12 protein-coding genes and 1 pseudogene are annotated in these 9,586 nt (G+C 40.8%); 8 read left to right on the forward strand and 5 right to left on the reverse strand.

Annotation, left to right across the window (positions count from 1 at the left end):
- Positions 1-34 precede the first annotated feature (34 nt).
- The 3 genes from ASG93_RS36420 to spoIIP are packed head-to-tail and all read left to right on the forward strand — an operon-like array spanning position 35 to position 1,525.
- Positions 35-190: a hypothetical protein gene (locus ASG93_RS36420; protein WP_235550887.1), complete on the forward strand. Its 156-nt coding sequence runs from the start codon at positions 35-37 to the stop codon at positions 188-190.
- Positions 187-609: an RNA polymerase sigma factor gene (locus ASG93_RS18535; protein ID WP_235550888.1), complete on the forward strand. Its 423-nt coding sequence runs from the start codon at positions 187-189 to the stop codon at positions 607-609. Before ASG93_RS36420 ends, ASG93_RS18535 begins: the two co-directional genes overlap by 4 nt.
- A complete protein-coding gene (gene spoIIP, locus ASG93_RS18540; RefSeq protein WP_056834097.1) occupies positions 602-1,525 on the forward strand; it encodes a stage II sporulation protein P in 924 nt (307 codons plus the stop codon). Before ASG93_RS18535 ends, spoIIP begins: the two co-directional genes overlap by 8 nt.
- A gap of 187 nt (positions 1,526-1,712) precedes the next feature.
- Here the strand turns inward: spoIIP and ASG93_RS18545 are convergent, their stop codons facing one another.
- From ASG93_RS18545 to ASG93_RS18560, 4 genes are all read right to left on the reverse strand, one after another.
- Positions 1,713-2,294, reverse strand: coding sequence for a histidine phosphatase family protein (locus tag ASG93_RS18545; protein ID WP_056834099.1), 582 nt, complete (start codon positions 2,292-2,294; stop codon positions 1,713-1,715).
- 257 nt (positions 2,295-2,551) lie between these two features.
- Entirely contained in the window at positions 2,552-3,466 is a 915-nt protein-coding gene (locus ASG93_RS18550; protein WP_056834101.1) for a phosphotransferase, read from the reverse strand.
- Positions 3,467-3,677: 211 nt separating this feature from the next.
- A complete protein-coding gene (locus ASG93_RS18555) occupies positions 3,678-4,448 on the reverse strand; it encodes an isocitrate lyase/PEP mutase family protein (protein ID WP_056834103.1) in 771 nt (256 codons plus the stop codon).
- Between the two features lie 163 nt (positions 4,449-4,611).
- Complete coding sequence (locus ASG93_RS18560) at positions 4,612-5,223, reverse strand: hypothetical protein (protein WP_056834105.1); 612 nt, start codon at positions 5,221-5,223, stop codon at positions 4,612-4,614.
- A gap of 441 nt (positions 5,224-5,664) precedes the next feature.
- Here ASG93_RS18560 and tnpA point away from each other — a divergent pair.
- The 5 genes from tnpA to ASG93_RS18585 all read left to right on the forward strand — a co-directional run.
- The coding region (tnpA, locus tag ASG93_RS37205; RefSeq protein WP_414858877.1) for an IS66 family insertion sequence element accessory protein TnpA at positions 5,665-5,900 on the forward strand (236 nt) is incomplete at its 3' end.
- 864 nt (positions 5,901-6,764) lie between these two features.
- Positions 6,765-7,241: an RNA polymerase sigma factor gene (locus ASG93_RS18570; RefSeq protein ID WP_056834109.1), complete on the forward strand. Its 477-nt coding sequence runs from the start codon at positions 6,765-6,767 to the stop codon at positions 7,239-7,241.
- On the forward strand, positions 7,231-7,572 hold the full coding sequence (locus tag ASG93_RS18575; protein WP_056834112.1) for a hypothetical protein: 342 nt from the start codon (positions 7,231-7,233) through the stop codon (positions 7,570-7,572). Before ASG93_RS18570 ends, ASG93_RS18575 begins: the two co-directional genes overlap by 11 nt.
- Positions 7,569-7,817 (forward strand): hypothetical protein, encoded by a 249-nt coding sequence (locus ASG93_RS18580; protein ID WP_056834114.1) that lies wholly within the window; start codon positions 7,569-7,571, stop codon positions 7,815-7,817. The genes ASG93_RS18575 and ASG93_RS18580 overlap by 4 nt, the downstream gene beginning before the upstream one ends.
- A 234-nt stretch (positions 7,818-8,051) precedes the next feature.
- The gene (locus ASG93_RS18585) at positions 8,052-8,393 is read left to right on the forward strand and encodes a (2Fe-2S) ferredoxin domain-containing protein (protein WP_056834116.1); all 342 of its coding nucleotides are present in this window, start codon (positions 8,052-8,054) and stop codon (positions 8,391-8,393) included.
- Positions 8,394-8,922: 529 nt separating this feature from the next.
- Here ASG93_RS18585 and ASG93_RS18590 read toward each other — a convergent pair.
- Positions 8,923-9,490, reverse strand: a pseudogene (locus ASG93_RS18590) (IS66 family transposase); the annotation flags it as partial.
- Positions 9,491-9,586 lie beyond the last annotated feature (96 nt).

Here is a 9,586-nt window from a genome sequence, read left to right on the forward strand (position 1 = left end):
TATATAATTAGAAAACCTGATAGGAGGTAATGTATTGGAGGAGACAAAGAATATTGAATACATAATTCCAAACATTAATGGCGAAAACCAATTGGAGTCCACCATTCAACTCATCTATGAGCAATATCATAAAGAAGTGTACCAATTTCTAATTTGTTTCATTGGGATCGTAACGATGCCGAAGATTTGACCCATGAAGTGTTTATTCGGATTTTAAAATCATTGTCCAAATTCAATAAAACATCAGGACTAAAAACATGGATACTTTCAATTGCAAAACATGTTGCTATCGACCATTATCGAAGGAAAAAGTTTTATTCTTTATTCACAGATGCTTTTTTCTTGAAATTAACTTCGAAAGATGATTCACCAATTGAGCAATTAGAAACTAAGGAAACGAAATTGCTCTTATGGGGTGCAATTTCAAAGTTGAAACCAAATTATAGAGCTGTTTTAATTCTTCGTGGTATCAATGAACTTTCGATTAAAGAAACAGCCGAAATTTTGGAGTGTAGCGAATCAAAAGTTAAAGTCAATTACCACCGTTCAATGGGGATGCTTGAGAAAACATTATCTTCTTTAATGGAAAGGAGTACCGGATATGAGTGACCAAACTGAAAAAATCTTGAGGATGATTAAGAATTCACCGGAGATTTATCCAAGTGCTGATTTTATTCATGCCACAAAACGCGATTTAATTGAAAGAGCTCTGAAATTACGTAAGAGACAGAAAACTATTAGAAGTTTCTATGCGGGATTCCTTTCATTGGCAGTTCTTATTACAGTTCTTTGGATTACTTCATTTGGAGGGAAAGAGGGGATTTTAAATTCAGTCGATGCGGGGTATAGATTGTTTTCCTCCTTAGCTGTAGACAAACCAGAAGTACAGAAACCCCTATTACAAAATCCTGAAGTTTTTATATACCATAGTCATTACGAAGAATCATTTCTACCTGATATGTTAAAAACACCAGGAACTGTTATACCACCCAATCAACAAGCTTATTCAAAAGATATAAATATAACACTTGTGGGAAAACACTTGGCAGTAAAATTAAACGAATTAGGCGTTAGAACCCTTGCTGATAATACTGATTACGAAGAGGAAGAAAAACAAAAGTTCGAATTTTCTAGGTCTTACGACTATTCAAAAGAAACAGTAAGCAAAAATTTGCAGCAATACCCTGGAATTCACATGATATTTGATATTCATAGGGATTCAGTACACCGAGAACAATCAACTGTTAAATGGAACAATCTTGATGTCGCATCAATCAAATTTATTGCAATTCCCTCTGAGAATATAACATTTGCAAAAAAAATCAATAATAAGTTTGAAGAATTGTATCCTGGTGTTTCAGAGGGAGTAGTTACATCCACTGAGACAAAAAATACTTATAACCAGGAAATGCATCCCCATTCAATCCTGATTGAAATCGGTGGTCAAGAAAACAGCCTTGAGGAAGTGTATCGAACAACTGATATGTTGGCGGGTATTATTAAAGATTTATTAAAGCAAGAATAAACCCAAATTAATCGGGCTCCTAAAGAGGGGCCTTTTCCTATTAACATGGAGCATGCTCAAATTGTAAAGGATGAATAACTATTGCGCTAAACTGCCCGTTCACTTAAATGAAAACAGGGAGCAGTTGCCGCGCAAACTGCTCCCTGTTTATTGTGCTATCGTTCCTACGTTAGCTTAGTCAGCTTGACTAGGATGATGTCCATAATCTCTCAACATTTATTAATTTGTTTTCTTTAAATTCAAGTTTATATACATCAGGTTTGCTTGTTTGCTTCCAAAATTCAAATCCGTAATTAGAATCAAAGTAATTTAATATTATCGTCATAATATTTCCATGTGTACCGATAACTATTTTCTTTCCATCATAGTCAGACAGCAATTTTAATATTATTGGTATCGCTCGTTCTCGAGCTTGTCTTGTTGTCTCTCCATCAGGCATGCAATAATCAACGTCCGTAAATGATCTTTCGATTCCAAGTATTAGCTGTTCTTCAGATGTTGGGTATTTCAAGCTCGCAATCGGTCTTTCAATAAGCTCTTCGAATTGAACAATCTCTTTTTGTAACAGCTCTGCCAGAGGAGTAACCGTTTCTTTTGCTCGATTATACGAACTAGAAACTATAACATCTATTTTTTCATCACCTAACAACTCAGCTACTCTTTTTGAGTCTAATTTTCCTTGTTCGGAGAGACTTGCTCCTCCTGCTAATTCAAGTTCCAGTGAAAATGGAGCTATACCATGACGAACAAAATAAATGTGAGTTGACATAAATTCTCCTATCAATCGTCTTTTACCACATAATACCATGTAACAAGTTTATTTTGAGCAATACTGACCTTTATCTTAATAAAAAAGTAAAAAGATGCATCCGCAGTATACTGCCCAATAGCTTAACGAGGCTGCCCGATTCGTTCCGTGGCAGCCCCATTTGTTGTTTAATAAGTTCTTGTTTCCGTTAGCGTAATAGCCTACCTGAGAATTTTACTAATGCAATCCGTTATTCACAAACCATTCACAAACCCAGTTTAATCTGCAAGAGCGCGCATTATCGTCGTCTTTGCTTCCGCGGCCACCGTTTCATCCCTGTCATCAACTGCTTGCATCAAAATTAGAATTGGAATATATACGGCTATTAAACGTGCCAGTATTTTCGTCTCTTCTTCAACGCCCCCGTATTGTTCGAAAAAATCCGAACGAGCATGCGGTGGCAAGAAGCTGTATCCAATACTGAGGTCGCAGGCAGGATGGCCGATATTCATGTCTCCCCAGTCAATAATCCCGGAAACCAGCCCTTTTTCATCCACCAAGATATTTTTAAAATGAAGATCGCCATGAAGGAAAACATGCTTTGACTCGACTCGCTCAATGGTAAGCCGCTCTAAATAATCCTTGATTGTACGTTGCTCTTTCTCATTCAAATGCGTGGCAAGATTGGACATAAAAGAGTGCATTTTCCGCTTACGCTGCGAAATATCGGTAAGATTACGGTGGTCATGCTGAATCCCATATTCTTGCGCCTTCTGTACGGGGAAGGAGTGAAGCTTCCTTAAAAAATGTGCGAGTGCTTTCACCGATAACACGCGCTGCCCATCAGCCAATCCCATAGGAAACTTACCATTTATATAGGGATAACCAAGGAATGGCGCAGGATAGTCGCTGCCCCCTACCCCGAAAAACAGCGGCTTAGAGTAAGGAATAGGAATATACTCCTCAAGATGCGGCAATATCTTCCCTTCGATGTATAATGATTTGATTGCCACTTTTCTTCTGGGAAAACGAAATACATATTTGTCTCCAACAAGAAAAACGGTATTGTCCCAGCCGTAACCCAGCTTTTTGACGGTTTTGGATGCTAGCTGCGGAAACTGGCTACTTATTATTTCCGAGGCGACCTTCTCTGTAATGTCCCATTCTGCATCCCACATATTCGAGCTTTCCATATTCCCTACTCCTCCCTGAGACGCAGTTTGTGATTTCGCTTAGTGTACGATGCTAACGTATTCGTGAAGTTGATAAAACTTCCTGCCCAATAGCTTAATGAGGCTGCCGATCAATTTCGCGGCAACCTCACTTTGTAGTTTGTTGAACTATCGTGTCCCGATAGCTTAATGGCACTACAATATTGCTGTCCTAAAAATCACAGTATTTGTTTCATTCAAATAAAATTGAGGCATCATGTGAATCAAGCATTTCAACCGCACATTGCTCAAGTAACGTAGTCATTTTACGATACAACGATCCACCTAAGCTTAACCGTCGAACTCCCAGTTCCTTTAACTTGTCGCAATCCGTAAGGTCAGGAAGTGCCATGACATTAAGCGGTGCAGACGTGGAGGAGGAAATCATTTTAATTTCTTCCTTATCCTTTAATCCGGGTACGAAGATCCCGGATGCACCACTCTCTACATAATGTTTTGATCGGGTCAGTGTCTCGTTGAGCGGATCTTGAAGATTGAGAAGATAGGGGTCAGTCCTTGCGTTAATAAAAAAGTCTCCGAAACCACTGTTATCTAGGGCGATTCTTATTTTGGCAAGAAGACCGCATTGTTCCGACAGTCGTTTCAGCCCCGCAGAAGCTTTCAACGAGTCCTCTATATTGATTCCAACACCTCCGAGATTCGCGACCTTCAAGACGTTGGTGACAATTGCCTCGTCGTTAGGTCCATAGCCGGACTCAATATCAGCTGTGACGGGAATTTGTACATGATTAACAATTCGTTGAATCACGGCAAGCTGTAATTCGAAATCAATCGCTTCCCCGTCAGAATACCCCAAGCTAGCGGCTATCCCCCAGCTCGTTGTCCCGATTGCTTTGAAACCGGCCTTTTCAAGAACGTGTGCTGAGGGTAAATCCCATGCGTTCCCAAGCACCAACAATTCATTCAATTCGTGTAGTCTTTGAAACTCTTTCATTCTGCTCATATTCTCTTCCTCCAGATATACATATTAGGACACCCAACACTAACAAGAATAATACCACATATTGGAACTAAACTCCGTCAATGGAACAGGGAGCAGCTCCGCGGCGGGCTGCTCCCTGTTTTAGTTGCTATCGTTCTTACGTTAGTTTAATGATGCGATGCCGTCACTTCCCAGAATAAGCAAACGTATGATCTGAAATATATATTCCTGATACACTCTTATTCGAATTATTAAAAAAGCCAAATGAGATTACATAAATTCTTTCTTGGTTTGTCAATAGCCACAATGGGTCATTATTACTATTTGTTTTTAGGATTGTTCCATCAAGTTTGCCTTGATATGTTGCCGAGTAGCTTCCAAATAACTCTTCTACTTTAGTTTCACCATACCTGTCCATCACATCTTGCATAGTAGAAGTAAGACCTACTCCTCTATAAGTTTGATATCTATTATCAATATTATCGCCTGCGAGTACCATTAAACCCGCAACTTTATCATCTCTATAATAAACCTTTAATCCATCATAATAGTAAATCTTCCTAAAATTGATTTCCTTCTCTTGACCAAGTAAATTTGTTACTTCCGTCTTGCTCATTCCAATTGAAATAATCTTGTTAGTCTTGGTATCATGTACTTTCAAATCCTCTAAAGTATATTCTCCTGGTTTGTATTTTAAGTTTTTATTTGAATCCGTTTGTTGAAAAGGTACACTACTTAAAATTAAAAAAAGTAGGACTAGGATATTAATTGAGTACAAATTGATTGATGTTTTCATATTTGTCACTTCCTTTCAAAAATGGTTTGGCGGTTTCGCATGAAATGATTCAACTATCCTGCCCATCAATATAAACTATCAGTTACCACCACGCTTAACTGCCCGTTTATCACAAAAGGCTGGTAAGCGTCAAATAAGTTAGTGTATAGAAACTTCCCTCATTCTTTGAGACAATTCCCTTAATCAGAGTTTTTAGACTTCGGTCGAAAAACTCCAAAGGGAGGTTTAGAGWTGGATACCAGAGAAGTTACTAAGCAGTATCGATTAAACAAATGGACTGAAATTGTCCGAGAATGCCTCAGTAGTGGACAAACCATCTCAACATGGTGTNTGTAAGCGTCAAATAAGTTAGTGTATAGAAACTTCCCTCATTCTTTGAGACAATTCCCTTAATCAGAGTTTTTAGACTTCGGTCGAAAAACTCCAAAGGGAGGTTTAGAGATGGATACCAGAGAAGTTACTAAGCAGTATCGATTAAACAAATGGACTGAAATTGTCCGAGAATGCCTCAGTAGTGGACAAACCATCTCAACATGGTGTGCGGAACAAAATATTGATCCAAAGAGGTATTATTATTGGTTGAAACGTGTTCGTATGGCCGCATGCGAAGCCTTGCCGTCTATCCGTTCTCAAGACAACAATCCGATGGTACCTGTAAACCCACCAGTTTCCGCAGGNGTTGAAACGTGTTCGTATGGCCGCATGCGAAGCCTTGCCGTCTATCCGTTCTCAAGACAACAATCCGATGGTACCTGTAAACCCACCAGTTTCCGCAGCTGGCTCTCATTCCGGCAGTCAGGAATCATCTTCAGAGATTGTCATCCGTTTTGGAGCCGTAACACTGGAGATTCGCAACCATGCTTCAACAACTGTGATCGAAAACACCCTAAGGGCATAATATCTCCAATACATCTTCAGTCAATTGCCCGGAGTGCAGTTCGGCCAGCACCCCGAATTTCTCGAAGATTACCTTCCATGGAGCCCAGAAGTACAATAATATCTCCAATACATCTTCAGTCAATTGCCCGGAGTGCAGTTCGGCCAGCACCCCGAATTTCTCGAAGATTACCTTCCATGGAGCCCAGAAGTACAAGCAGCCTGCCAATAGAGCACAAGCCTTGTTCTTTTTCCATCCACCGAGTTATTTGACGCTTACCCTGTTTGGGGTAGTGTGCTTGACCATTTCGCGAGAGCGCATCGCTGGCAGTGATGAGGTCAGGGGTTCAGTCCCGCGCGGAAGGACTGGGCAAGGGTTCGATATTCTTGTGTTTAATAAATCCACTATTTGGCACGCTATACTTAGGATCTGACGAGAGATCATGGGGTTCCCTCTACGTGTACCATCAACGCAAAATAAGCTCTCAAGATCAAATTGATCTCGAGAGTTTTTATTTTTCAGCTTATAATTAAAAAAAATCACAAAGCTGATGCTAATCTTCAAATCACTTCGTCTTGTCTAGGAGGGCATAATAAATGAATTACTTTTGATTGAACCATTTGTTGTTCTCCTGCGACTTAACTTATAGAAAGGAAGGATGGAGATGCAGTTTGAGCATATTTATGAGGCGCATGCCGACAGTGTGTATGCTTTTCTGAAAATTCGTCTTCGTGATTCCTTTTTAATAGAAGATATTTTTCAGGAGACGTTTACCGCCGTGTACAGGCAAATTTCCGATTGGGATGATTTAAGATCCCCAAAGGCTTGGATTCTAACAATCGCGCATCGGAAGATGGTCGACAGGCTTCGTAGAAATGCCCACGAAACCGCTGTTGTAGAAACAGATTCAATTTGGGAGCAGCAGATAAACCCAGATTACAGTCATTTATTCGTAAACGAAATGCTGTATGCGCTCGATCCGTTGTCACGCGAAATCCTCTACGGTGTGTATATTGAAGGATTGACTTATAAAGAGATTGCTGGCGTTTTGGGTATTCCTGAAGGAACAGCGAAGAGCCGGTGTCATTATGCTCGTACAAAGCTAAAGGAACGATTAGGGGGAGATCAGGATGGACGATGAAGTAAAGCAGGATCTTGCACTTCAGTACCTGCAGGGGCGCTGCTCGGATGAGGAAAAACTTCAGTTTTTTAATTTGCTGCTTACCGATAAAAACTTTAAAAAGGTGGTAAAGGAAGAGCTGGCTCTTTTCACTCAGGTTGGGACAATGAGAATGACTCTGCGTTCATCGGATAAAGAGAAATGGCTTCGTAAGATACAAAGTAAGGCGGTCAGCACCGCAGCGGATGAAGGGTTTTCGCCCCTGCAATGGTTACAATGGGTGCTTAGCTTTACCTTACCGGGAGCGCGAATCCCGGATTATCTTAAGGCGATAAGGAGGCTAACCATATGAGAGAGATACCTATTAAACAAATCAGTGATCTACTGGAAATAGTTGCGGACAAATTGCCAAAGTTGGCCAATGAAATGATGCACGCGCTCTACTCGGAGGGAGTAGGTACACAGATGGGCAAAGAAGTCGCTAATATGTATAAAGAGCTGACAGGAGCAGGCATTCCAAGGGAAGAAGCGCTCCGTATGACGAAAGATTATATGAATTTAATGCAATCATTGGCAAAGGTTATACGTGAATCATGAGATCCATTATTCGAATTGCCGCAAGCTTAGCCCGAATTGCTGTCAGTTTGATCAAGGTCTTTATTTGGGGGCATATCTACCGCAACAGGGGAATTGGGGCTTTCCGAAATGAGCTCAAGCGCTCAGGCCTAGCCCCAAAGGAAATCAAATCGCTTTCAGCTGCATACAAGAACTTTCCTAAGTCATGGAGATAATTCGCTCAAATTGTAATGAATCAGAGGAGGTGTATGAATTATGGGGGTTGTGGAAATTCGTGTTTGCATGAAACAGCGCTCTTTCGGGAAAAAAATTTGCTGCTGTGATATGGGGGCGGCGGCACTTTACGAAGCCTTTAAGACAGAGATCAAGAATCGCCATTTAACCGAATATGTAGAAGTTCGAAAAAGCGGATGTTTGGACAAGTGTGAAGCCGGTCCTGTAGCTTGTTTTGTCAACAAGGGCAACATCGGCGACTCATGGCTTGCTGATAAAATAAAGTCGGTTCTCCCAGCAAAAAAGGTCTTATACGAAAAACTGACTCCGAATCACGTGCCCTATATACTCGATAGCTTGTTGCCTGTTATTACCCGCAAATAAACTCTAGTAACTAACTACTCAATTTTCGGAAAAAGGAGGAATCGAGCTATGAAATCTGTGACTCGTTTTAGAATGAACAATGCAGTTGCCATTCCATTTGTATTCTGATTATGATGCTTATCGGCGGAGGGCTCTATGCGGGCAGTGTTTTGAAAGAAACGTAAATTAAGTTAAAAAAGGAATTGTTCATTTCAACAATGTTCGCATAAGAATTTCCTTGGTTTATTGCCTACTTGTTTATACAAGCATAAGGAAGTAAAACACTTAGAGTCCACGTTTGTAAATTATGAATCAATCGACTCGAAAGTGCTATTGATGGTCAGCGAGAAAAGTCCAGAATCAGTTCACCAAATGATTGGGGTTTTGGAACAGACGATCGTAAACTCTCAAGCACAATCATTTCCCAAACTTGATCATCTTGTATCTGAGAATAAACATTCTACTCAAGAAATAGCTCAGTCACTAAAGAGGTTCTTTCTTGGTAAGCGTCAAATAACTCGGTGGATGGAAAAAAAACAAAGCTTGTGCTCTATTGGCAGGCTGCTTGTACTTCTGGGCTCCATGGAAGGTAATCTTCGAGAAATTCGGGGTGCTGGCCGAACTGCACTCCGGGCAATTTTATAAGGTTGAAGGCTGTTCGCTTTTGCGCTTTCAATGATGCTGTAAACGGCGGCACTCGCCGAAGCTCCATTTGGGCTTCCGCTAAAAAGCCAGTTTTTTCGACCTATGGTAAAGGGTCGAATGCTGTTTTCAGCAAGGTTGTTGGATATGGAGCAGTTGCCATCCAGTAAATAGTTCATAAACTCATCCTTATGATTGAGTGCATATTTTAAAGCCTCGCCTAGTTTGGATTTGGGCAACACCTTACTCTTAACGGAAACAACCCATACCCAAAAGGCCTCTAGAACAGGCTTTTCCCGTTCAAGACGCTCGAGTTTGCGTTGTTCGCTCGAGAGGTCCTCCAGCTTTTTTTCGATCTCGAAGAGTTTGTTGCAGAATTTAATGCCTTGGCTTGGAAAAGTGGCTTCCGGACTTTGGATATCTTTCGGAAGAGCATCTACGAATTTCCTCCGAAGATGCGCCCAACAAAGGCACCTGCGGAAACTGGTGGGTTTACAGGTACCATCGGATTGTTGTCTTGAGAACGGATAGACGGCAAGGCTTCGCATGCGGCCATACGAACACGTTTCAAC

Source organism: Paenibacillus sp. Soil787 (genome assembly GCF_001429545.1).
GTDB lineage: Bacteria > Bacillota > Bacilli > Paenibacillales > NBRC-103111 > Paenibacillus_E.